This window comes from Saccharothrix sp. CCNWYY140, from assembly GCF_037401995.1.
In the GTDB taxonomy this organism is placed as follows: Bacteria; Actinomycetota; Actinomycetes; order Mycobacteriales; family Pseudonocardiaceae; genus Actinosynnema.
Map to the genome: position 1 here is coordinate 1 of NZ_JBBEGC010000113.1, position 23,663 is coordinate 23,663.

At 72.5% G+C, this 23,663-nt stretch carries 17 protein-coding genes; 7 read left to right on the top strand and 10 right to left on the bottom strand.

Features of this window, described 5'->3' with window-relative positions:
• Positions 1–87: 87 nt before the first annotated feature.
• Entirely contained in the window at positions 88–1,275 is a 1,188-nt protein-coding gene (locus tag WBN91_RS31720; protein ID WP_337727926.1) for a PucR family transcriptional regulator, read from the bottom strand.
• Between the two features lie 227 nt (positions 1,276–1,502).
• Between WBN91_RS31720 and WBN91_RS31725 the strand changes: the two genes are divergently transcribed.
• The gene (locus WBN91_RS31725; RefSeq protein ID WP_337727927.1) at positions 1,503–2,126 is read left to right on the top strand and encodes a TetR/AcrR family transcriptional regulator; all 624 of its coding nucleotides are present in this window, start codon (positions 1,503–1,505) and stop codon (positions 2,124–2,126) included.
• Between the two features lie 7 nt (positions 2,127–2,133).
• Here the strand turns inward: WBN91_RS31725 and eccB are convergent, their stop codons facing one another.
• Both eccB and eccD read right to left on the bottom strand, forming a co-directional pair.
• Positions 2,134–3,549 (bottom strand): type VII secretion protein EccB, encoded by a 1,416-nt coding sequence (eccB, locus tag WBN91_RS31730; protein WP_337727928.1) that lies wholly within the window; start codon positions 3,547–3,549, stop codon positions 2,134–2,136.
• Positions 3,550–3,553: 4 nt separating this feature from the next.
• Positions 3,554–4,918 (bottom strand): type VII secretion integral membrane protein EccD, encoded by a 1,365-nt coding sequence (gene eccD / locus WBN91_RS31735; RefSeq protein WP_337727929.1) that lies wholly within the window; start codon positions 4,916–4,918, stop codon positions 3,554–3,556.
• 162 nt (positions 4,919–5,080) lie between these two features.
• Between eccD and WBN91_RS31740 the strand changes: the two genes are divergently transcribed.
• Positions 5,081–6,475 carry a serine/threonine protein kinase gene (locus WBN91_RS31740; RefSeq protein WP_337727930.1) on the top strand — a complete coding sequence of 465 codons (1,395 nt, stop codon included), beginning with the start codon at positions 5,081–5,083 and terminating at the stop codon, positions 6,473–6,475.
• Here the strand turns inward: WBN91_RS31740 and WBN91_RS31745 are convergent.
• From WBN91_RS31745 to WBN91_RS31760, 4 genes are read right to left on the bottom strand one after another with little or no spacing between them, the layout of a single operon-like run.
• Positions 6,427–8,505 (bottom strand): transglutaminase TgpA family protein, encoded by a 2,079-nt coding sequence (locus tag WBN91_RS31745; protein WP_337727931.1) that lies wholly within the window; start codon positions 8,503–8,505, stop codon positions 6,427–6,429. The two genes, WBN91_RS31740 and WBN91_RS31745, sit on opposite strands and share 49 nt — an antisense overlap.
• A complete protein-coding gene (locus WBN91_RS31750) occupies positions 8,502–9,608 on the bottom strand; it encodes a DUF58 domain-containing protein (protein ID WP_337727932.1) in 1,107 nt (368 codons plus the stop codon). Before WBN91_RS31750 ends, WBN91_RS31745 begins: the two co-directional genes overlap by 4 nt.
• 4 nt (positions 9,609–9,612) lie before the next feature.
• A complete protein-coding gene (locus tag WBN91_RS31755) occupies positions 9,613–10,566 on the bottom strand; it encodes an AAA family ATPase (RefSeq protein ID WP_337727933.1) in 954 nt (317 codons plus the stop codon).
• 17 nt (positions 10,567–10,583) lie between these two features.
• Positions 10,584–12,677 (bottom strand): fibronectin type III domain-containing protein, encoded by a 2,094-nt coding sequence (locus WBN91_RS31760; protein WP_337729423.1) that lies wholly within the window; start codon positions 12,675–12,677, stop codon positions 10,584–10,586.
• Between the two features lie 665 nt (positions 12,678–13,342).
• Here WBN91_RS31760 and WBN91_RS31765 point away from each other — a divergent pair.
• Positions 13,343–14,290 (top strand): type VII secretion protein EccE, encoded by a 948-nt coding sequence (locus WBN91_RS31765; protein WP_337727935.1) that lies wholly within the window; start codon positions 13,343–13,345, stop codon positions 14,288–14,290.
• On the opposite strand, the gene WBN91_RS31770 is transcribed toward WBN91_RS31765, so the two are convergent.
• Positions 14,280–14,939 carry a response regulator transcription factor gene (locus WBN91_RS31770; RefSeq protein ID WP_337727936.1) on the bottom strand — a complete coding sequence of 220 codons (660 nt, stop codon included), beginning with the start codon at positions 14,937–14,939 and terminating at the stop codon, positions 14,280–14,282. The genes WBN91_RS31765 and WBN91_RS31770 overlap by 11 nt on opposite strands.
• Positions 14,940–15,103: 164 nt before the next feature.
• Here WBN91_RS31770 and WBN91_RS31775 point away from each other — a divergent pair, with 164 nt between their 5' ends.
• Together WBN91_RS31775 and WBN91_RS31780 are read left to right on the top strand one after the other, a co-directional pair.
• Complete coding sequence (locus WBN91_RS31775; protein ID WP_337727937.1) at positions 15,104–16,972, top strand: hypothetical protein; 1,869 nt, start codon at positions 15,104–15,106, stop codon at positions 16,970–16,972.
• A gap of 3 nt (positions 16,973–16,975) precedes the next feature.
• Positions 16,976–19,174 (top strand): toll/interleukin-1 receptor domain-containing protein, encoded by a 2,199-nt coding sequence (locus WBN91_RS31780; protein ID WP_337727938.1) that lies wholly within the window; start codon positions 16,976–16,978, stop codon positions 19,172–19,174.
• 123 nt (positions 19,175–19,297) lie between these two features.
• On the opposite strand, the gene WBN91_RS31785 is transcribed toward WBN91_RS31780, so the two are convergent.
• Entirely contained in the window at positions 19,298–20,866 is a 1,569-nt protein-coding gene (locus WBN91_RS31785) for a right-handed parallel beta-helix repeat-containing protein (RefSeq protein WP_337727939.1), read from the bottom strand.
• Positions 20,863–21,486: a helix-turn-helix transcriptional regulator gene (locus WBN91_RS31790; protein ID WP_337727940.1), complete on the bottom strand. Its 624-nt coding sequence runs from the start codon at positions 21,484–21,486 to the stop codon at positions 20,863–20,865. The genes WBN91_RS31785 and WBN91_RS31790 overlap by 4 nt, the downstream gene beginning before the upstream one ends.
• A 178-nt stretch (positions 21,487–21,664) precedes the next feature.
• Between WBN91_RS31790 and WBN91_RS31795 the strand changes: the two genes are divergently transcribed.
• Positions 21,665–22,327, top strand: a complete 663-nt coding sequence (locus WBN91_RS31795) for a response regulator transcription factor (RefSeq protein ID WP_337727941.1) — start codon at positions 21,665–21,667, stop codon at positions 22,325–22,327.
• Positions 22,324–23,574, top strand: coding sequence for a sensor histidine kinase (locus WBN91_RS31800; protein ID WP_337727942.1), 1,251 nt, complete (start codon positions 22,324–22,326; stop codon positions 23,572–23,574). The genes WBN91_RS31795 and WBN91_RS31800 overlap by 4 nt, the downstream gene beginning before the upstream one ends.
• Positions 23,575–23,663 lie beyond the last annotated feature (89 nt).

Genomic DNA, 23,663 nt, shown 5'->3' on the forward strand with positions numbered 1-23,663 from the left:
GGGAACCGAGGCCCTCCACTTGTAGGTAACACCTACCGCGCGCTCCGCGCGCGAAGACCGCGCTGCGCGCGCGAAGAGCTGGGAAGCTCAGGGCTCCAGGCGGACGCTTTCCACGGCCAAGTACAACTCCGAAATCCCACGCGGATCCGTCAAGTCCCGCCCGGTCAACTCCTGCACCCGCCGAATGCGATACCGCACAGTATTGGGATGCACGAACAACCGCTCAGCCGCATCCCGAGCCGACCCGTGCTCCGCGAACCACACCTGCATGGTCCGCAACAACGGCTCCCGCTCAGCCTCCGGCAACCCCAACAAATCCTTGAGCACTTCCTTGGCCAACTCCCGTGCCAACTTCGGCGCACCCGCCACCATCGTCGTCACAGGTCTATCGCCGAACCCCACCGCCCCGGTCTCCCCCGGCGCCAAGCAAGCCCGCGCGATCCGAGCCCGCCGCAACGCCGCCGGCAGCAGCCGCAACCCGACCACCGCCGGACTCACCCCCACCGGAAAACCAGCGGCATCCAGCGCCTGACGCAGAGCCCGCAAGTCGGCCGACCGCTCCACCGGCACCACCCCGACCTCGCCCTCCGCCGTGCGCCGCCACACCGCCCGCGACCGTGGGTCCACCAGTCCGGACAACCCCCGGTCGTCCTCAGCACGAGGCTCGGCGTACACGACTACAAACGGCCCAGCTGGTGGCAGGCGGAGCACCCGGGCGGCGTCCTCGAACTCCTCGGGGCGGGTGAAGCGGCCGTCCAGCAGGCCGTCTATCAGGGCTAGGCGGGCCTTGCTGTCGTAGCGGGCCGAATCGGTCGCCACCTCCGTGTACGCCTCGGCGATGACGTCGGAGAACGAGTCGATGATGTGCCACACGGTCGCGCTGGCTGACAGGAGTTGTTCCGGGGTCAGCTGGCGAGGTCCGACGGCCTGTTCGATCATGCCCTCGTAGGCGAACGTGCCCGCTATGCGGAACGCCCTCAGGGCCGCCGAGATGGGGATGCCCAGGCGGGCCTGGGCGCGGCCGGTCTTGCGGGCGGTTTCCACGTCGACCTCGCGGGCCTCCAGGAAGGCGCGGAAGGCTCGCCCCAGGTTCACCTCGCAGACCTTGCGCAGCTCCTGCGGTGAGCTGTGCTCCAGCCTCCGGTAGAACTCCTCCTTCTCGCTCAGCAGGCGGGCCAGCTCGTCCGCGAGCTGGGGCAGCCGGCCAAGCTGACCGCGCACGATCTCGTTCAGCTCGGGTGGCAGCGGCGACATCGTGGACGTCGTGGCGACCATCCAGACACCATAACGCCGCGCACGCCCGCCGCAGACCCTTGAAGTTTCACGGATACGGCGTGACCTGCCCCTCTGGACCGATCCGATCCTGTAACTCGCGGTAATAGGAAAACCCGACCGCGTCCGATGTGGACGGTCGGGCACGCCGTCCGGGCGCGTTCCCGGAGGTGGGCTATCGTGGTCGCGTTCACATTGTCGGCGCAATCTCGGATCAGGAACGCGATGCAGTGACCCAGCACCGCCAGTCCCGTGCCGAGAAGGCCGCCCGGACCCGCGTCGACCTGCTGGACGCGGCGGCCCGGGTGTTCGCGCGCAAGGGGTACTCCGGCGCGTCGGTGGGCGACATCGCCGAGGAGGCCGGGTACACGCACGGAGCGGTCTACTCCCAGTTCCGCAACAAGCAGGACCTCTTCTTCGCCCTCTACGAGCAGACCACGACCCGCCGCGCCGAAGCCCTGGCCCAGGTCTTCCTGGCCGCCGAGGGCACCCTGCGCGAACGGATGAAGGCCGTCACGGACTGGTCGATGGTCGACCTCAAGGAGAACCCGGACTGGTTCCTGCTGCACATGGAGTTCCTCTTCGCCGCCGCGCGCGACCCGGAGGTGCGGGCTCGGTTCTCCGAGGGCGGGCGGACGATCCGGAACATGATGGGCGCGTTGATCCAGCACGAGGTGGACACGGGCGCGCTCAAGTCCGACATGACGGCGACCGACATGGCAATGGGCATGAACGGTCTGTTCCTCGGCCTGGCGCTCCAGGAAGTGATCGAACCGGGCGTGGTCCGGGTAGGGCTGTACGGGGACGTCGTGCGGCTGATCATGGACGCGATGTCCCCGGAAGAGCAGAGCTGATGGAAGATCAGGGCTGACGGGCTGCTGCCACCGGGTCCAGGCCTGGTCCCTCTGGTAGTCGGGCGACCACGGTCGCCGGCAAACGGACCGGCTTGGCTCCTGCGTAGCCCAACACCCCCAGCACGTCCGGCGTCGCCAACGGGTAGCGGCGGCCGAGGTCGGTCACGACGGTCAACGTCCCCGCCGGAGCACCCGGAGCGGGCATCGCCTCGACCACAGCAGCCCAGCCCGGAGGCACGTGCACCCGGTCCGCCAACGGAGTGCCCTCGGGGTCGCGGCGCGAGGTCGCGGTCATCGGGTCTGCTTGGGGCAGCACGGGTTCGACGCGCAGCCGAGGCGTCGAGGAGTCGGGTTCGAAGGTCGCGCACACCGTGGCCTCTCGATCGCGCAACGGCATGAACTCCGGCCGCGAGGTCGGCGCGTCGGCGGTCGAGGGCTCCAGCTTGCGGGCCGACGCCGCGAGGGCCGGGGCGAGCGGCACGGCTTTGGGTTCCGCGCCGGGGTAAGCGGCCAGCACGGGGGCGTAGGCGCGTTGGATGTCGTACTGCAACTCGGTGATCGGCTGCAACGTGTCGCGGCCGGCCAGGTAGTGCTGCGTTCCGCCACCGGACGTCCGGACCACCAGCAGCGTGCCGACCCGCAGGTCCGTCCGGCCGGGCACGGCGGTCGACGGCTCGCCCGCGCCAGGTACGGCGACAGGGCCGATGGCCGCGCCCTCGGGCAGCACGTCGAGCCACGCCCGGCCCACCCGCGCCCACGGCTGCGCGCTCAACGCCAAACCGGTGCCCACGGCGGGGTAGTCGTCGATGCGGTGCCGTTTCCCGCGCCACACCAGGAAACGCTCACCGGTCGGCGCGAGTTCGGCCAACAATGCCCGATCCCCCGGATCACCGCCGCCGTCCGGCGCGGCCCCGACCAGCAACACGGACTCCTCGATCCGCGACCCGGCGGCATCCCCCGCGGGCACCGAGCACAACGACCACGACCCGGTCAGCAGGCGGTCCGGGCCGGGCAGCGCGTCGGGGGCGTCGGCGATGCCGAGCCGGGGGCCGCGCGGGACCCCGACGAGCGAGTCGCGCGACACCCGTTCCGTGGTGCCGTGGCTGCCGACGAGCAGCAGCGCGGAGGCGTAGTTGGCGACCGGGTGCAGGCGGCCGTCCAGGTAGACGTACCGGGTGCCGGTCTCCTTCTCCACGATCACCGCGTCGTCCTTGCGCCACGCGTTGTTGCCGCCCGGCACGATCATCCCGTAGACGCCGACGCACGCCAGCGCCACGATCGCCAGCGCGATACCCGCGAAGGTCGCCCCGACCGGACGCCGGAAGGGCGGCTGCTCGGGGTCGGTCTCCCCGGTGACGAGCGCGGAGGTCGCCCGCTGCACCAGGAACTGGTAGGCCTGCAACTGGTCCCGTTTGGACGCCACGCCCTCAGCCCCCCAGCCCGCGCACGTACCCGAACAGGCCCAGCACCGAGCACACCAACGGCACCACGGCCACCACCACGAGGATCTCGGCGTACTCGGCGAACCGCCCCACGTACGGGTTGGGCACGCGCGTGCTGAACACCATCCCGGCGGCGACCACCCCGGCCGCCACGAGGATCAGCACCGCGCCGGCAAGCGCCGCGTCCCCGGACAACGGCCCGGCCGTCAGGCACCCCACCCCGACCACCCCGGCGGCCAGCAGCGGAACCCGGTGCCGCGGCACGGGGTACAGCCGGGCGCGCAGCAGGAGTCCCGCCGCCACCACGCCCGACAGCACCAGTGCGGAGGTGTTGTCACTGCGCACCAACACGATCTCGCACCCCGCGACCACCAGCGCCGACCCGCCCACCATCCCGGTGAGCAGCGCGTCCGCCCGCACGACCGCCAGGTGCACCAGGGGCAACGGCGGCTGGGGATCGTCGCGGACCAGGTCGGCCGTCGTGCGCGGCAGCACGGGCATCGGCACCCGTCCCAGCCGCAACGCAAGCGGCGCGAAACCCGGGGACAGCGCGAGCACACCGCCCGCGACCACCGCCGCCGACTCGTGCGGCGCCCATCCCCCGGTGCCCAGCCACCCCGCCACCACGCACAGCGCGCCCACCGTGACCGCACCCGCCCACAACGCCGGCGCGGCCGTCACCCCCAGGTGGGCGGCCAAGCCCACCACCAGCAGCGCGGCGCCCGCCAGCAGCAGGTGCCCCGCGGCGAGACCAGTCAACGGCCGACCACCCGCGAGCAGCAGACCACCGCCCGCGAACGCGAACGGCAGCGCGACCGCGGCGACCACGGCACCGGCAGCGGCGTCACCGACCGCGCGGGCCAGCATGGCACCGGCGACCACGAGCAGGACGGCCGCGCCGAGCGACCACAGCGCGGGCGTCGTCCACGGCGGTCCGGCGCGCAGCACCGGGACCAGCACGAGCAGCAACGCGACCGCACCGACCGCCAGGCCCGCCCGGCGGGTGTGCCGGGGACCCCAGGCGCGGTCCCGGCCCGAGCCGGTGGCGATCGCGTCGACCAGGTCGTCGTACTCCAGTTCGGGCCACTCCAGGCGGCGCGGCGCGAGGTGCAGGACCTCGCCGTCGCGGACCCGGTGCGCGGCGAGCGTGCGGTCCGGGTCGAACGCCGTCCCGTCGGCGCGGCGCAACACCCAGCCGCCGTCCGCCACGCCGTCGTCGGCGAGGCCCTCGCCCGCCCGCGCGAGCAGTCCGGGCAGCACCTCGGCGACCGCCGCGTGTTCGGGCAGCGCCAGGTCGACGCGCCGGCGCGGAGCGGCGACCGTGATCCTGACCAGGCCGGTAGTCTGCATGGGTCGAAGCTTCCCGCCGCCGGGCGTGGCGCGGGTGGGCGAGGCATGAAGCGGCCACCGCGCATAGGCCGTCGTGGGCGAGGCATGAAGCGGCCACGGCGCGTCGGCCGCGCGGGTGGGTTCCTACGCTCGGCGCGTGTCGTGGACGAGGGGTGTGGGCTCGTGGAGACGGTGATCGCGCCGAGGCTGCTCGCGTCCGGTCCGGTGGCGACCGTCTACGCGGCCACGCTCGCCGACACCGGGGCCGAGGTCGCGGTGAAGGTGTACGCCGAGCGCTTCGACCGCGACACCACCGAGTGGCTCGACCGCGAACGGCGGGCGCTGGCGTCGGCGGCCGTCCCGCAGGTGCTGCCGGTGGACGGGGTGGTGGAGCTGCCGGACGGTCGGTCGGGCGTGCGGATGCAACTGTGCCACGGGTCCCTGGCGGCTCTGCTGTCCTCCGGTGTCGGTTCGCCCGGTGTGCGCGATGCTCTGGGTGTCGGGTTGGCCGTCGCCCGCGCGCTGGCGGCGGCGCATTCGGTCGGGGTCGTGCACGGTGGTGTCACCCCGGACAACGTGCTGTGGCACGGTTCCGGCGAGTTCGTGGTGTCGGACTTCGGTTTGTCGTTGCGCGAGCGCTTCCCGCGTGATCCCACGCACGCCTTGGAATTCACCGCCCCGGAGACCCTGCGCGACGACACCCGCACCACCGCCTCGGACCTCTACGGCCTGGGCGCGATCCTGTACACGATGCTGACCGGCGCACCGCCCTTCCCGCGCCGGACCGGCGAGCCGCCGAGCGAGCGCATCCTGCGCGTGCTGCGCGAACAGGTGCCGCCCGTGCGCGGCGAAGGGGTGCCGCACGAACTGGCCGACGCGGTGAACCGCCTGCTGGCCAAGGACCCGGCCGCCCGACCAGCCGACGCCGGCGAGCTGGCACGTCTCTTCGAAGACCTGCTGACCACACCCCACCACCCGACCTTCACCGCCCCGCCACCGCCCTTCGCCGCACCGCCACCCTTCGCCCCACCGCCACACCCGACCTTCGCCGCCCCACCCTCGTCCTCCGGCGCAGCCCAAGCACCGTCCTTTGTGGACCCCCCACGCCCCGGCCGCACCCTCGTGCACACCACCGACGGCACCGCGGCCCCCAAACGCACCGCCCGCGCCTGGCGCACCCCCGCGCTGGTCGGCGTAGGCCTGGTGGTCGCCTCCCTGATCGCCGTGCCCCTGCTGCTCCCGGACGACGAACCACCCAAGGTCCCCGTCGCCGCGCCGCCCACCCCGAAGACCGCGTCCAGCACCGAACCGCCGCGGGTCACGCTCGTCCTCGACCCGCCCACCGACCAGGGCGACCACGTCGAGCTGACCTGGCAGGCCAACGGGGAACTGGATTTCGCCGTCGTCGTCGCGGGCGAGGGCATCCAGACGATGACCCTGGTCGCCCACCGCCAGCACACCCTGCGCGTCCCCGTCGACCCCGGCCGCCGGTACTGCTTCCAGGTCCGCGGCACCGACAGCCGTGCCGTCTACACCAGCGAACCGGTCGCCGTGCGCGGCGCGCGCTGCACGCTCTGAAACAGCGGGCGCGGGTCCAGTGCGGCCCGCAGCCGCTCCCCGCGCGGCCGGGCGGCCAGCACCGCGCGCACCAGCCGCTCCTCCTCCCACGCCTTGCGCACGGACCCGTCGCCGACCGGGACACCCGACCACAGCACCATGTCCAGCACGCGCCCCAGCCGCGTGATCGGTCCCGCCGTCGCCTCGCCCGCCGCCGACGCCAGGTCGCGCGGGGTCATGCCGATCCGAAACGGCACGCCGTGCGCCCGCAACCGGTCGCACACCTCCGCCCACGCCGCGACCACGCCGTCCGCGCCGGTCCGCCGCCGACGCCGCAGCGCCCGCACGGCCTTCGCCAGCGGCACACCCACCAGCCAGCACAGCCCCAACCCGAGCACCACCGCCCCGACCACCAGCGCGGCGAACCCGGCGTCGAACGCGGTCGCGGGCACCTCCGCGGGCTTGCGCGGCTGCTCCGGCGGGAGCAGTTCGTCTTCCGGCGGCAACTGCTTGCGCGCCTGCTCGGCGGCCTTGGCCAGGCCGGTGGTCGCCCTGGGTTCCGCCGCCGCACCGGCCACGGCGGACTCGGTCGGGTCGAGCGGCACCCAGCCGACGCCGGTCACGGCGATCTCCGGCCAGGCCAGGACGTCCTTGTTGCGCACCACGTACGAGCCGTCGGACGCGCGTTCCCCGCCCCGGTACCCGACGACCAGCCGGGCCGGGATGCCGTTCATCCGCGCCAGCACCACGTAGGCGGCGGCGAACTGCTCGCTGGTGCCGCGCTTGGTGTCGGTGAGGAACCGGCGCAGCTGCGGCCACCCGTGCCCGGTGGGCAGGTCACGGCCGCGCGCGACCCGGTAGTTCGTGGCGAGGAACCGTTCGAGCTGGAACGCGGACTGGACCGTCGGCCGCAGCCCGCGCACGGAGTCCTGCGCCAGCCGCCCGATCTCCGGCGGCACCGCGCCCACACCGCCCAGACCCCCGTCCGCGCTGGGGTCCACGGTGCCCGCGCCCAGCGCCTCGCCGTCCACGCCGGGGTCGGACCAGGTCAGGGTGTAGCGGCGGTCGGTGGTGGACCGGTCGAGCAGCAGCGTGCCGGCGGACTCGTCCACCAGCGGCGCCAGGCCGTCCACGACCAGCGGGGTGCTCTGGGACGGCAGCCACGGCCCGGTGAGCCCCTGGACGGTCACCTCGGCGCTGCGGGTGCCGGTGCCGTCGCGGCGCGCGCCCAGGCGGCGCAGGTCGGGGTCGGCGGTCCAGTTCGCGCCGTCGAACCCGTCCAGCACGACCAGGCTCCACCGGTCGACCCGGTCGTCCGCGCGGTACCGGAACACCTCGCGGTCGCCGTCCGCCAGCCGCTGCGCGACCTCGGTGAGCGGGTTGCCGACCCGGTTCTGCCGCAGGGCGACCGAATCGCCCTGCAACCGGACGGGTTCGCGCCCCACGGGAAATCCGCCCAGTGCCACCGCGCCCACGGCCACCGCGACCAGCAGCACCGCCGCCCGCCGCCCGGTCGAGAGCGTGACCCGACCGGTGTGCCGGACCAGCACGAGACCGGCGGGCACCGCGAACGCCACCCCCGCACCCACCGCCGCGAGCCCGCTCACCGGCCGGTACAGCTGCGACAACCCGGCCACCACGAGCACCGGCACCAGCGCCGCACCCGGAACCCGTGACCGCAGCAGGATTTCCGCCCCCACCACGACCGCGAGCAGCACCGCCAGCGGCACGAACAGCAGCAGTTCCGGCTCCGGCCGCGCGGGCCAGGTGGATTGCAGCGTCAGCAACCAGCCCTCGGTCGCCCCACGCCACAACACGGCCGGCGTTGCACCGGTCGACGGGATCAGCCCCAGCAAACCCAACGACAGCACCAAAAGAGGTCGCACTGGAACCAACGATGGCCACCGCGCGCACAGCTCGACCGCCACGTACGCCGCTACCAGCACGACCAGAACGGGCAGCAGCAAGGACAACAGCCCGAACACGGGCGAGAACAACAACCCCGCCACCCCGGCGGCACCCAGCAGCCCGAGGACCGCGACCCTGTTCACCGGCCCACCAAGGCGTTCCACGACGCCACCGCCTCCACCGCCGTCCCCGCCGCGATCACCCCGGCCGCCGCACCCCGCGGCGCGCCCAGCCGGATCACCGCGTCGGGCCGCCACCGCGCCACCGGACCAAGGTCCGCGACCGGCCCGGTCACCACGACCACCGCGCCACCGGGCCGCACCGCCGTCGCCCGCACCAGCGGCGCGTCGGCGGGCGCGTCCTGCGCCACCACGCACAACCGGTCCAGCAACGCCCGCGCCGCCCGCAACCCGCTCTCCACCGACCACTCCGCCCCGCACGTCACCAGCCCGCACTGCTGTCCCGCCGCCGCTGCCGCCGACACCAGCGACGCGGCCACCTCGACGGCCTCCTCGAAGGCGTCGGCGGGCATCGACGACGGCCGGGTGTCCAGCACCACCGTGCACCGCGTGCGAGCCGGGTCCACGTACTCGCGCACCATCAGCCGCCCGGTCCGCGCCGACGCCTTCCAGTGCAGGTGCCGCACCTCGTCGCCGGGCACGTACTCGCGGACGCGCCGCAGGTCCGCCGACCCGCGCAGCGGCGGATCGGCCACCGGGCCGTCGTAGTGGTGCCGCGGGTGCGCCACGCGCGGCGGGCGGGCCGCATGGACGCGCGGGTGCACCCACAACTCCGTCGCCCCGCCCACTGCGGGATGCCCGCGGACCAGGTCGAACGGGTCGAACCGGTGCACCAGGAACGGCCCCACCCGCAGCAGCCCGCGCGCGGCCGTCGGCACCTCGTAGTGGTAGGTCGCCTCCGCGCCGGGCGCCAGCGGCCGGACCCGGATGTCGTGGGTCGTCCGGCCCACCCGGTCGCCGCCGGTGAACCCGCCCTGCCGGCGCGGCGTCGGGTTGCGCACGACGACCGTGGCCAGCGCGGGCGTGCCGCGCTCGACCCGCTCCGGGTGCACGGTCCGGGCCACCTCGACCTTCGGCCGCACCATCGCCGTGGCGATGGCGGCGAGCAGCCCGCCGACCGCGACCCCCGCGAGCGCCCGGAAGAACGTGTGCCCGGCGAAGGTGCCGAGGAGGAAGAACCCGACCGCCGCCACCAGGACGACGACGCCGCGGCGGGTGAGCCGCACGGCCTCAGCCCCCGACCGCGGCCGTGGGCGCGGCGGTGTCGGCGAGCAGCTCGGCCACGACCTGCTCGGGCAGCCGCCGGCTCAACTCCGCGTCCGGGGTGAGCACGAGCCGGTGGCACATCACCGCGTGCGCCACGTCCTTCACGTCGTCGGGCACCACGTAGTCCCGGCCGTGCGTGGCGGCCAGCGCCTGCGCCGCCCGGACCAGCGCGACGCTGCCGCGCGGGCTGACGCCGAACCGGACCGCCGGGTGGTGGCGGCTGGCCGTCGCCAGGCGCACCGCGTAGGACACGATCTCCCGCGCCACCCGGCACCGCCGCACCTCGGCGATCACCTCCTGGAGCCCGGCGAGGTCCAGCACCGGCCGCAGGTCGTCGGGGCTCACCCCGGCCCGGTCGCCGAGCACCACCATCACCTCGGCGTCGTGGTCGGGGTAGCCCACGGACAGCCGCATCAGGAACCGGTCCAGCTGGGCCTCGGGCAGCCGGTAGGTGCCCTCCATCTCGACCGGGTTCTGCGTGGCCACCACCAGGAACGGGCGCGGCACGTCGTGGCGGACCGAGTCGACGGTGACCCGGCGCTCCTCCATGACCTCCAGCAGCGCCGCCTGCGTCTTGGGCGTGCCCCGGTTGATCTCGTCGGCCAGCACCACGTTGGCGAAGATGCCGCCGGGGTGGAACCGGAAGCCCTCCTCGCCCTGGTGGTAGACCATGACGCCGGTGATGTCGCCGGGCAGCAGGTCCGGGGTGAACTGGATGCGCTGCCACGAGCCGCCGACGCTGGCCGCGAGGCACCGCGCGAGGGTCGTCTTGCCGACGCCCGGCACGTCCTCCAGCAGCAGGTGCCCCTCGGCGAACAGCGCCGCCACGGCCAGGCGCACGACCTCGGGCTTGCCGCGCACGACCAGTTGCACGTTGCGCGCGATCAGGTCGTACGCGGTGCCTGGGGTGGGTGTCATTCCTCGCCTTTCCTCGGTCACCGGGTTTGCATGCCGCCGGACGTGGCGGGCCGACCCGCACCGCCCCCGCCGCCGGCCGCCACCGGGTTCTGCCACGTGGCGGGCTGCGCGTTGCCGTTGGCGTTGCTCGCGTTGAGGGTCAGGCTCACCGTGACCCCCGGGCCGGCGCCGGGCACGTCGATGCCGATCTCCTGCACGCCGGCGCACGCGACCTTCACCGGCGGACGGCCCTCCAGGTTGAAGCTGCTCAGCTCGCACGTCGTGGGCGAGCCGCTGGTGTTGACGTCCACGGTCGCGACGACCCGGCCGGGGCCGGCCGCGCGCACCCCGAGGAACTTGACCACCGGCAGGCCCATCAGCGTCGGGACGACGGCGGTGCCGGGCCGGCCGAGGCTGGTCGGCGACCCGGTCGGGCCGTAGCGGGTGACCGCGCGGACGGTGACCAGGCTGCCCAGCGCGCCGGTGTAGGGGTTGTAGTCGACGCTGGTGCCGGTGACCTCGCGGTCGGGGTGGCCGACCATCTGCACCAGGTAGTGCACGAGGGTGCCGCCGCGCAGGTCCGGCTGGGTCCACGTGACCGTCGTGCCGGCGAAGGACGTCGTCGCGGTGACGTCCGGCGCGGTCGCCACGCCCAGCGGCACGACGGCGGCGGACCTGGCTCCCGGCCCGCGCCCGGCCTGGTTCTCGGCGACGACGGTGAACACGTGCGTCACGCCGTTGGCCAGGCCTTCGAGGCGGGCGCTGTGGGTGCCGCCGCCGACCGTCGTCGAGCCGCCGTCCCAGGACACGTGGTACGCGGTGATCGGCGCGCCGTTGGGCGGGGCCGCGTCCCAGCGGACGGTGGCACCGGCGTCCCCGGCTTCCGCGCCGACGTCACCGGGTGCGCCGGGTGCGGTGGCCCGTGCGACCGGGGGCGTGGGGCGGGTGGTGACCTTGCGGTCCTCGGTGGGCTGGGTCGTGGTGGTGGGGGTTGTCGTCTCGGGGGTGGTGGTCGTCGTCGAGCCGGTGGGGCGTTCGCCGGACTGGTCGTCGGCGGCCTTGCCGACGTCCACGGTGACGACCGAGCCCTTCTCGCCGTCCACGACGAGGACCTGCGAGCCGTCCTGGTTCTCCACGTAGACGCGGTCGTCCTCGCCGCGTGCGAGCCGGGGTGCGCCGGCCTTGCCCGGGACCTTCGTGACGCTCCTGCGGGCGCCGTTGCTGTCGTAGGTGAGGACTTCGTTGCGGGTCTGGTCGACCAGCGTGACCACGCGGGCCGTCGCGACCGGGCCGGAGTAGCGGCCGGTGCCGGGCAGGGCCACCTCGACCGGGTCGGCCACCGGGCGCTTGTCCAGGCCGGCGGTGTCGATCAGGTGCATCCGGGCGCGGTCGGGGTCGATCACGGCGAGCCGTCCGCCCGCGGTCGTGCTCGCGACCTGCGCGGTGGACGGGAGGTCCACGCCCAGCGGCACGGACGGGCCGAACCCGTCCTGGTCGAAGGGGCGCAACGCGTCCGCGGTGGTGTCGACCAGCACGGGCCGGTCGTCCACCACGGTCAGCGCGCCGGTGTGGCCGGGCTCGACCTGCGCGGGGCAGGTCAGCACCTTGGCGTCACGGGGCAGCTGGCACAGCGCGCCGGAGTCCACGCGGTGCAGCCACACACTCCCGTCACCGGTCACCGCCGGCTCGGACAGCGGACCACCCGCCGGCACCGTCGCGGCCGGGTCACCCAACCGCACGACCTGACCGGCGTTGCGGTAGACCAGGTAAGGACCGCCAGCGACCTCCAACACCACGGGCTGCTCGGCGGCAGGCGGCTCCTGGGCGTTCTCGACACTGAGCGTGGACTTGTCGAACACGGTGATCCGAGACCGCTCGACGACGTACCCGGAGCGTTCCCCCTGCGCCACCTGCGCACCCGGCTCGACACCCGGCAGGGCGACCCGGGCGTCGACCTGGTTGGTGGAGCCGTCGACGTGGAAGGCGGTCTGGAAGGCGGCGTTGTAGACCCAGTGGCCGACCTGGAAGAACTGGAGTCCGGGCGCGACGGGGGCCTGCCCGGCGGCGGCGACACCGACGATCCCGACACAGGCCGCCACCAACCCGGCGATCATCGCGCGCGTACGCGTCACGCTGGTCGTCTTCATCTCACGCGGCGCCTCTCCGAACCTCTCCCCGCACGGTTGAGATTACGACCGTCATCCGGATGGGGGTCACAATCCGGGACGGTAGCAGTGGGGAGGCCGCCGAGCGGGGCGGTTGACCGGTTCCGGCCGGATTCGCCCCGGATTCGCTGGTGTGTCATCGGAATCTCATGCGGCGGGGCGGACAGTCGGGGGTCGTGACGAGCCCTTGGTCCCCACAAGCCCACCTCCAAGCCGCACCCGCCGCCTGGCCCCCGGTCGCCCAGCAGGCCTGGGCACCGCCCTCGCACACCGCCGCTCCCACCCAGGCGGTTCCGGCGGCGCAACCGCGCCCGGCGACACAGGCGATCCCAGCGGCCCAGCCCATCCCGGCCCAGCCCATCCCGGCAACACAGGCGGTCCCGGCGGCTCAGGCAGCCGTCCGCGCCCAACTGGCCGTGCCCCTCTCGGCACCATCCGCACCCCCGCCTACCCCAAGCCCCCAGCCCACGCTCGCCGCACCCCCGCCTCCACCGAGCCGTCGGCCCACGCTCGCTGCCCCGCCACCGCTCACGCCGGTCGATCCGGTTGCGCCCACACCCCGGTCCCGGCGCGCGCTCGGCCCCCTCCGCCTGCCCCAACTCCTCTGCTGGCAACTCGCCGTGGTCGCGGTCGTGGCCGCGTTGGAGCAGCCCTGGCCCGTCTTCACCGCCGTGGTCATCGTGGCACTGGCGGTCGTGGTCCTCACCGCAGTCCGGCGGCGTGGCCGATGGCTGTGGGAGTGGGCAGCCGTGGGCCTGGCCTTCCTGCGCCGCGACCGCTCCCCGCACCCCCTCCCCGACGACCCGGGTCAGGCGCTGGTGGCGCTGCTGTCCCCCGCCGCGACCGGCGTGGAGACCCGGCTGGACGACGAGCCGGTGTTCCTGGTCAGCGCCACGCCGGGGGTCACGGCCGTGCTGCAACCGTCGGCGCAGCGCGACCTGACCAAGGCCGTGCCGAGTCCCGAAGCCCTGCTGCCGGACACCGGCGAGGAGTTCGCCGTCCGGTTCGTCCACCACGCGAGCCCCGCGCACCCCGGGCCGCCCCGCGTGTGGATCGCGTTGCAGGCCCTGCGCACGGTCGAGGCCCACGGCGAAGAGGACGTCCGCCGCGCCTTGGGCAACGCCGTCCGCCGGGTCCGCCGCAAACTGCGCCGCGACGGCGTCGACACCCACGCCCTGACCACGTCCGAAGCCCTGTCCACGGTGTCCGCGCTGGCACACGTCACCGGCGGCCAGACCCAGGTCCGCGAGCAGTGGCGGGCGTGGTGGAGCGGCCCGTTCACCCAAGCTTCGTTCCGCCTCGAAGGCTGGGACCGCCTCCCGCCGACCGTCTCACCCCAACTCCTGCGCTGGCTGCTGACCGCCGTGCCGCAAGCAGCCGTGACTGTCTCCGTGACCGCTCGCACCGGCCAGAGCACCGAAGCCGTCGCCCGGGTCGCCGCCACCGATCCGAGGGCGTTGGACAGCGCCGCCGACCAGGTCGCCCGCCTGGCCAGGGAACGCGGCATCGTGCTGGAACGCCTGGACGGCCGACACCGGGCAGGCCTCGCCGCGACCCTGCCCCTGGGCGTCACCCGCTGATCAGGTACCCGAACCCGCGCACGGTGTGGATCAACGGCGGTTCGTGCAGCTTGCGGCGCAGGGCGGCGATCACGACGTCGAGCACGTTCGACCTCGGGTCGACCATCACGTCCCAACCCCGCGACAACAGCTCCTGCCTCGACACCGGCGCACCCGGCGTGGACATCAACCGCTCCAACACCAGGAACTCCTTGCGCGCCAGGGTCAGCAACACCCCACCCCGCGTGACCCGGTGCCGCCCGGGATCGAGCTCGACATCCGCACACCGCAACACCGACGGCGGCCCCACCCACCCGAGCCGGCACAGGTTCCGCACCCGAGCCACGAGCTCGGGCACGGCGAACGGCTTGACCAGGTAATCCCCACCCCCGACCCGCAACCCGGCGACCCGATCGGCCTCGGTGTCCCGAGCGGTGAGGAACAACACCGGCACCGGCCACCCCTGAGCCCGCCGCTCCTGCACGTACCGCAAGCTGTCGCCGGAAGGAAGCATCCGGTCGAACACCACGCAGTCGTAGGCGTTGACGAACAACGCCTCATCGGCGAACGGCAAGTCGGCAACGGCATCCACGGCAAACCCAGCCCCCCGCAACGCCCCTTCCAACGCCACCCGCAGGTTGTCGTCGTCCTCGGTGATCAGCACCCGCACCCCAAGCACGTTAGCCCCACCCGACTGCGCACCGCGCTCCACGCAACACGAGGCGACTGCTCGCGCGAAGCGCGGAAGCGCAGGTCACCAGGCGGTCGAGCCGCACAGTGCTGTGCTAACGGCCCGACGTGGAATGCGATTAACACTGCACGGACCGTCCCGTCGTGGTGAGGGAGGCTACCGTGGCCGCGTCCTCCGGAACCGGGATCATCGCCCCACCGGGTCATGACGACCTCGTGCGCCTGATCGCCGAGTTCCTGTCCGATCACGGCGTCGAAATCCGTCCTGAGGTGGCGCTGGCTGAGGCGTGCGTGGTGCTGGTGACGCCACGTTTGTCGGAGATGTGGGCGCACCACCCCGGGCTGGGTGCCAAGCGCCTCATCCCGGTGGTGATCGAGGATCTCGCCGGGCATCCGGTACCACCGGAAGTGGCGGCGATCAACTGGACGTTCTGGAAGCCCGAAGATCCGAACGGGTCGCTCGCGGCACTTCTCGTCGCGGCCCACGCCCGGCAAAGCACCTGGCGAACCCTGCGCGGGCTGCGCTTCGAAGCACGTGCTTGGCACGAACACAACCGCGATCCCGCCCTGCTCATACCCGAGCTGCCGAAGGCCCAGGAGTACCGGGACGTGTTGGAGACCGTGCGCCGCACTGTCGGAGGGGGCGACGAGTTCGAGCGGTTGGAGCAGTTCGTGGCGGCGTCGATCGTCACCGGGACCGCCAAGGCGAGAAGACGGCGGCGTTGGCAGCTGTCGGGAATCGTCGTCCTCGTCATCATCGGTGTTGTTGCCGCTGTCCTCATCCCGGTGGTGCGGAATGCGAGCCGCACCAACCGGAACGCGATCGTGACCAGCGGCGAGGCGACCTTGGCCCGCGAGTTCCCGGAGTGGTCTGCCCTCCTGTCGGGTTCCCAGCTTCTCAACGGCACCGAGGAGCAGCGGCAACTGGCGAGGGTGACGCTGCGGCGCAGCTTGGCGGCCGAGTGGTCGCTGGGTCATGTCGCGCTCGGCGCCGGGCACTCCCTGGCGGCCTCGGCACCCGTGGCCGACCGCCGTTCGGCTGTCGCCTTGTCCCACGACACGCAGGACGGCAAGTCGAGCCTGGTCGGCATGGACGTCAAGACCGGGCAGTTCACGTGGCGAGTGCAACTGCCCGGGACGTACCTCGACTTCGACCTACCTGCCGACGAGAGCGTCGTCGTGGTGGGTGGACCGGCGGGCGTCGGGGTGTTCGACCTGCGTGACCACGGCTTTCGGCAGGTGACCACAAACCTCGAACCGCTGAGGGTGGCGCTCCTCGACGCCCACCGCGCCGTCGTCGTGACCAGCGGGTTCAGCACGCATGTCGTCGACCTCGACCCCGGCGGCGGATCACAGGTCACCGGTCACCACGACGACCAGGTCTTGGACGTCCAAGCCACCGAGGACGGCGGGGTGAGAGCGCTCGTCCGTCAGCGGCCAGGGCAGTACGCGGTGGTCGACGCGACCTCGAGCGAGGTCTTGGCGTCCGGATCGGTGCCCGAGCCCGTGGTGTCCGCGGGTGGGGTGGCGGTCGACGAAGTGGCGGCGTTCGTGGCCGGTGGAGACCACCAGGTGTGGCGCCTCGCGCCGAACGAGCCGGCGACGCCGACCGGTGTCGCGTTGATCGACCGCACGGAGCTCATCCGCAGCGGCCACGCGGGCCGGATCATCGTGGGTGGCGAGTCCGAGCGGCCCAGGGTCGTGCAGCTTCCTTCCGGTGCGGAGTTGGGCGTGGTCTGTCGGGAGACACCTCTCGTGAGGGACCTCCGGGTGACCCATGACGGCAAGGCGGTGTCCTGCGTCGGCCCACGCCAAAACTCCCTGTGGTCCCTGCCGTCCGGCACGGCCCCGGTCGTCCCCGACATGGCCGACGACGGCCGCCTGCTCGCACTGCTGAGGGAGCGGATGCACGGCTGCTGGCACGAGTCGCAGGTTGAGAACCTCGACACGGACACCCGCGAGAACCTGGGCGTGCACCTGTGTGGCCGACTGCCCGCTGCGAGTGGGAGGTGAGCCGTGCACCACGTGTTCATCTCCTACAGCCGTCGTGACGAAGACTGGGTGCTGGGTCTGAGGGCAGTGCTCGTGGAAAGAGGAGTGCGGACCTGGCTGGACAAACGCGACATCCCGGTCAGCGCACCGTGGCTCGACGAGGTGACCGAGGCGATCAAGGACGCTGCGTTGTTCCTCGTGTGCCATTCGCCGTACTGGACAGCTTCGCAACCGTGCGCTGCCGAGGCGGCAGTTGCCTCCGAGGTGGGTATACAGCAGGTCGTCGTCGCTGTGGGCGGCCGGCGCCGTGACGCAGCAGACAACGTGATCACCGCACTGCGCACGGTGCCCCCGGTGTCGTACCCGCTACGAGAACTGGACGCTCAGGCCCGCGGCTGGCAAGCCGCGGGACGACCCGCTCGCCTACTCGCGTCGAAGCAACAACAAGTCCGCAGCGCGCGCTTCGCGGACGCAGCCAGTCCGCTTGGCCGCGCGTTTCTCGCGGCGAGTGCCCGGCGGCACACACGCCGAAAGACGGCCGTGTTCACCGGTGTGCTGATCACGGTGGTCGCCGTGCTGTTCGGCATGTTGTTGGTGGCCGCGCGGTCGGCTTTGGACTGGAACAACGAGCAGCAGGTTGGCGTGTATCGGCGGGTAGTGGAGGCCAAGGTCGAGATCGCGCGCGACCCGTACCGAGGGCTCCGCACCGCCAGTCGATTGGGTGACAACGAGTCTGGCATCCAAGCGGACTTGTTGCAGGGGGTGCTGAGCACCCCGGTACCCGACGATGCGTTCGACGTGCCCGCAGCCGCCACGGGTTTCGCAACAACTCCAATCGGTAGCGACGTACTGGTGAAGGACGTCAATCAGCGCACATGGTCACGTGCCGCATCGGCAGGCGAGAAACGGACAGCCGACCCGGGTCCGGAGGGAACCGGTCGTGCGCCATCGCCGTACACCGCGTCGTTTGACGGTCATGTGGTGACGGTGTGGTCACGAGGCCAAATCCACCGCAAGGTTCACGTGCCCGACGCACGCTCGGTCTTCGCGGTGTCCCCGGATGCGCGCTGGTTGGCCATCAGCTCGGGGTCGGCGGTTTCAGTGGTCGATGTCGAGGCGGGTGCCGTGCGGCGGAAGATGATCGGCGCGCCGACCGAGATCGGAGACCTGGCGTGGTCAGCGGACGGAAACCGGATCTGGGCGACGGCGGGCCCCAAGGTCGTCTCGTGGCGTTGGACCACGGGAACAGTGCTGGTGAACGAGCCGACGCGGTGGTTCCAGGCCATCCTCCCGGCCGACTCCGCACATCAGGCGTGGCTGGTCGAACGGCAGGGCAGCCTGCGACTGGTGTCGTTGCAGAACGGGCAGACCGCCCGCGAAATCCGCGTGGACGACACGGTGATCGCGGTAGGCGGCAACGGCACCACGGTGATCATCCGAGGGTTGACCGCCAACTGGCTTGTGCGCTTGGCCGATGGGGCCACTCGGCGCTTCGAGTTGCCGTCGACCTGCTCGCGGCGGGCGGGGAACCTGACCCTGGACACCGAGGTGGCCGTCCTGCCGTGCGACGACTCGGTCGTGGTCGTCTCCTTGGCGAATGGCCAAGTGACGCGAACTGTGCGCGTGGGTGGACAGGGTCCGGGGGCGGCGACGATCACCAAGAGCGGCAACGTCGTCATCGGCGGCATCGACGGCGAGGTGTTCTGGAACGATCGCGGCTCGGACGGGACGCGCACCCTCATGACGAATTTGTGTGGCGTGGACATCGCCGCAGTGCTCGTTCCGCCGGCCGAGGACCAGATCGTCCCGATCGGCACCGGCGCCGCCCAGATCGGCTGCGCCCGCGTCGCGCGGGTCGTCGACGGGGATTGGCAGTGGAACACCAACCTGGGAGCCGCGCCCAGTCACGGCACTCGCCCGTCGCTGTCCCTGGCCGCCTTGGCGGGCACGTTCAGCCCGTCGGGCAAGGCCATCGCGATCGGCTACGCCGATGGGTCGTTGGTGATGCAGCCGACCGAGAACCTCGGACCCACCGTGACCGTCTGGGACATCGCAGGAGGCGTGCGCTCCGTGCTGCTGATCGACAGCACCCTGTACGTCGCCTCCCGCCACGGCATCTTGCAGGCGATCCCGTGGTGCGACACGTGTCTCACCAATGCCGCCTTGGCCCAGCAAGCCGCCACGATGGCCAACCGCGCAGCGGCCCTGGGCCTCGGAGACTGAAGGCATCGTGCATGGCATCACGTGCCTTCCACCTGCGGAAACCTCCTGCCGCGTCTGAGCGCGCTCCCGTTCGCTCGCTACGCTTGGATGCCCAACGTTGAGCCGATGCGCCGTGTGCGGTGGTCAGTGGGTGATGGCGGCTAGGACGTCTTCGACTCGTAGTTCGCGTAGTTCGGCCACTTCCGGGATTCGACCCAAGGTGCGCAGGCGCTGTGACTGGGCCTTGCGTACTGCCTCGAAGAGCTTGCGGGCGTCGCGGGCGTTGCCGAAGTTCGGGTCCTGGGATGCGTGTTCGAAGTGGTCCAGGAGGATGGGGTCGGAGCCTCGGTCCAGGTGGTACTCGCCGGACAGGGCCATTCGGTCGATGATCCCCAGCAGCTCGTCGGGTGTGTAGTCCTCGAACTCGACCGTCTTGCCGAACCTCGACGCCAAGCCCGGGTTCGCTGCCAGGAAGCCGGTCATCTCACCGGTGTAGCCGGCGACGATCACGGCTACCGAATCGCGGTGGTCCTCCATCAACTTGACCAGGGTGTCCACGGCCTCCTGGCCGAAGTCTCCCGCGCCTGCCGCGCGGGTCAGGGTGTACGCCTCGTCGATGAACAACACCCCGCCCATAGCCTGTTCGAACACCGAAGCGGTCTTCTCGGCGGTGTGGCCGATGTACTGGCCCACCAGGTCGCGTCGGGACACCTCGTGGAACTCGCCGCCCGGCAGCACCCCCAAGGCCTTGAGGAGTTTGCCGTAGATCCTGGCCACCGTTGTCTTACCTGTGCCTGGCGCGCCGGCGAAGACCAGGTGGTGGCCGGTTGGTCCGACTGGCAAGCCTGCGGCACGTCGCCACTCGTTGACCTGCAACTCGTCCACCAGGGCGCGGACCTCGGCCTTGACCTGGGGCAAGCCGATCATTCCATCCAGCTCCGCCAGCAGAGCCTCCAGCGGACCGACTGAAGGCGGGCCTTCGATGACCGTTGTGGTGGCGGTCGGGTCCACGTGGATGTCCGCGTGGCACGAGTCGACTGTGCCGCCACAGCCTGCTGCGAAGGCAATGCCTGCACCTCGGGTGGCAGACACCGTGCAGCGGCGTAATACGGGAGCGGCGTGGTGGGCTGCGGCTATGCCCTCGGCGCCGGTTCGGGTGATTTCGCAGTCCTCGATGACCGGGCGGCTGTACTGGTAGACGTAGATGCCGCGCAGGCCGCAGCCGGTCACCGTGCACTCCCGCAGCACCGGGTCGGCGCCGACCCCCACGACGACGCCGTCCCCGGTCACCTCCGAGATGGTGGTCGCGGTGAGCGTGCCGGGTGCGCCCTCGACCACCACTCCCTGCTCGGACGCGGTGATCGTGCAGCCGACGACCTCGAACGCCGTGCTGCCGCGCACTCGTAGCGCCGGTCCTCGGCCGCCGGACACGGTGCAGCGGTCGACGGTCAGGGCCACGTCGTCGGTCGTGATGCCGCCGCGCACCTCGATCCCGCGCAGCACCAACTCGCCCCCGATCGCGCGTATCGGACCAGCCAGCACTACACCCGCGTCGGCGGCTTGGACGGTGATCCTCCGGCCGGTCAGCTCCACCGACTCGGGATAGGTGCCCGTGGCCAGGGTGATCACGGTGCCGTCCGGCGCATCGGCCAGGGCCTGGGCGAGGGTCGGGTACCCGCCGGGGCGGTCGGAGACGTGCACGGCGGTGGTCATCCGGCGCGGTCCATCAGCCAGCCGCGGTCGGCGGCCTTGGCGCCTGCTTGGAAGCGGCTGCGGGCGCCCAGGCGGTTCATGATGTCGGAGACCATGCGGCGGACCGTGCGGACGGAGATGCCCAGGCGGGCCGCCGCCGAGTCGTCGGTCGCGCCGGACCACAGCAGGGCCAGCAGGTCGCGTTCGCGTGGGCTCAGTGCCTCCCGGTGTTCGACCGGCTCGGCAGGAACCAGCGGCACCGCTGCCGGCCACATGCGGTCGAACAGGGCGGTGGTGGCCGCGACGACGCTGGTCAGCCGGAACGCGGCCACGCCGGTGTGCGGTCCGGGCAGCAGGGCGGTGGTGCCGTCCACCACCAGGGCGTCCATCGGCACGGCGGTCTCCGTGCGCACCTCCGCGCCGGCCGCCGCCAGGGCGGTGACCTTGCCGGACAGGCGCACCGAGTCCGGCACCAGCACCCGGTACCGGACGCCCCGGCGCAGGTTGTCGCGGTCCACCCGGCCGAACGCGACCGCGCCGCCGGTGCTCAGCACCAGGACCTCGCGCTGCGCGGACGCCAGGACCGAGTCCACGCCCGGGTCCCGTGCGGTGCCCCCTACCAGGCTCAACCGGGTGTTCATGACAAGTCCTCCCCCTACCTCTGTCCACAGTGGACGTACCACCGGCCGCGTCCGGTTCCTGCCAGATCGGGCCGACCCCGTGGTTTATGCTCGCCGGCGCACTAGCGTTCGAGCCGGCGAGCTTCGTCGTGAACGCCGAACCACGCGCCAACCATGCACCGGCACACATGAGGTTTCGATGACACGGGTGATGGTCGTCGAGGACGACGAGGACCTGCGGGTGGCGGTGGCGGCGGCGCTGCGCGCCGAGGGGTTGCGGGTGGACGCCGCCGCGGACATCGCCGGCGCCGACCGCGTGCTGGCCACCGGCGACTTCGCGTGCGTCGTCTTCGACCGGATGCTGCCCGACGGCGACTCCCTCGACTACGTCCACGCGCGCCGGCTCGCCGGGTGGAGCGTGCCGGTGCTGTTCCTGACCGCCCGGGACGCCCTGGCCGACCGGGTCGCCGGGTTCGAGCACGGCGGTGACGACTACCTGGTCAAACCGTTCTCCGTGGCGGAGTTGGCTGCGCGGGTGGGCAACCTGTGCCGCCGGTCGGGCGCGCGGCCGGCCGTGCTGCGGCACGCGGACCTGGAGATGGACTGCGCGCGGCGCGAGGTGCGGCGTGGCGGGGTGCTGCTGACCCTGACGGCCAAGGAGTTCGCCGTGTTGGAACACCTGCTGACGCGGGTCGACCAGGCGGTGGAGCGGGGCGAGCTGATCGAGCACTGCTGGGACTCCGCGACCGACCCGACTGCGAACGTGGTCGACGTGGTGGTGAAGCGGCTGCGGCGCAAGCTGGGCGAACCCGACCTGATCCACACCGTGCGCGGGCGCGGGTACCTGGTGGGGACGCCGTGACCGGGTCGGCGGCCGACCGGCTGCGCCGGCTGCGCTGGGTGCTGACCGCCGTGTTCACGGTGACCAACACGATCGCGCTGGTCGCGTTCGCCTGGTGGGTCGTGCTCGACGACGCCCGGCAGGGCGAGGCCGAGCTGGACGCGCAGCTGACCCGGGTCACCTCGGCGGTCAGCCGGCTGGTGGTCTTCGACCGGGCGGTGAACTTCCACCTGGTCAACACCGACGAGCTGAACCAGGGCTGCCCGCAGTTCGCGATCCTGCCCGGCGGCGCGCCCCCGTTCCAGGCGCACGTGTCGAAGCGGGTGTGCGTGCCGGTGGACAACGCGGTGCTCAGCTCGCTGGCCACCAGCGCGTTGCGGCGGGGCGGGGTGGTCGACGGCTACCAGCGCGGCACCGGCGGCGAGCTGGTGCGGGTGCGGGCGGAACCGCTGCTCAGCCCGGCTCGGGAGTACATCGGCGCGGTGGTCGCGGTCGCCGACACCCGGCCGCGCCAGGCGGAGCACACCCGCTTGTTGCTGCTGGTGGTCGGCGGGTGCCTGGTCCTGGTGGGCGGCTTGGGCGTGGCCGGGCACGTGCTGTCCGGCCGGGCCATCCGACCCGCCGCCGCCGCGTTGCAGCAACAGGAGGTGCTGCTCGCGGAGACCGCACACGACCTGCGCACCCCCGTCGCCGCGCTGCGCGCCCTGGCCGAGACCGCGCTGGACAACCCGACACAACGCGCGGACCTGCTGCCGCGCACAGTCCGGCTCGCGGCACGGATGGGCGGGATCATCGACGGCCTGCTGGTGCGCGCCCGCCTGGCCGCCGGGGTGGAGCAGCTGGCGATCCAGCCGGTGTGGCTGGACCAACTCGTCGTCGGGGTGGTCGAGGAGTCGCCGACCGAGGGCGCACAGGTCACCGTCACGGCCGCGCCGACCAAGGTGAACGCCGACCCGGCACTGCTGCAACGCGCGATCGGGAACCTGCTGGACAACGCCCTGCGCTACGGGCGGCGGCCGGGCGAGGAGGCCGTCGTCCACATCACCGTCGCCGGCGGCACCGTCACCGTGGCCGACCACGGTCCGGGCATCGACGCGGCCCTGGCCGAGGAGGCGTTCGACCGGTTCTCCAGCACGGGCGGGTCGTCGGGTCTGGGGTTGTCCATCGTGCGGTGGGTCGCACAGGCGCACGGCGGGCGGCTGGCGGTCTACAACGCCGACGAGGGCGGCGCGATCTTCGAACTGACCCTACCCGTCAGCGCCCCGTGAACTAGACGAGCACGCCGCTTTTCGCCGAAGGCGTTACGCCCGAAGGGCGGGGAGCTCTTGCGTTCCGCCAAGCGGCAGCGACCACGGGA